Below are 315 nucleotides of genomic sequence, written 5' to 3'. Positions count from 1 at the left end.
AACCAATAGACGGGGTGATTTAGAAGTATGGAGTTCCAGGTAAAAATATTAGTGGAGAATTGATGGTGGAGATGTGTCTCGAGAGAGAGTTGATGATAGCAAATACAGTGTTTAGGAAGAAAGTCAAACATAAGTACACATGGGAGAGGGTGGTGGAGGGAAGGGTGGTAGATAGAGCGCTAATGGATTATGTAGTGGTAAATAGGATTATGATAGGAAGAGTTAAGGATGTACATGTCCCAAGGGGAGAGAGTGGGGGAACATCAGATCATTTTCTGGTGGAAGGAAAATTGAGAGAGGAGAATAGGTGGAGGA

1 protein-coding gene is annotated in these 315 nt (G+C 42.5%); it reads left to right on the top strand.

Going from position 1 to position 315, the window contains the following annotated elements:
• Positions 1-62 precede the first annotated feature (62 nt).
• A partial coding sequence (locus LR961_RS19205) for a hypothetical protein (RefSeq protein WP_232151578.1) occupies positions 63-315 on the top strand: 253 nt, incomplete at its 3' end.

It is taken from the genome of Stenotrophomonas sp. SY1 (genome assembly GCF_021202945.1).
Taxonomy (GTDB): Bacteria; Pseudomonadota; Gammaproteobacteria; order Xanthomonadales; family Xanthomonadaceae; genus Stenotrophomonas.
The sequence above is the reverse complement of the archived record's forward strand: the minus strand, read 5'-3'. Positions and strand labels throughout refer to the sequence as shown.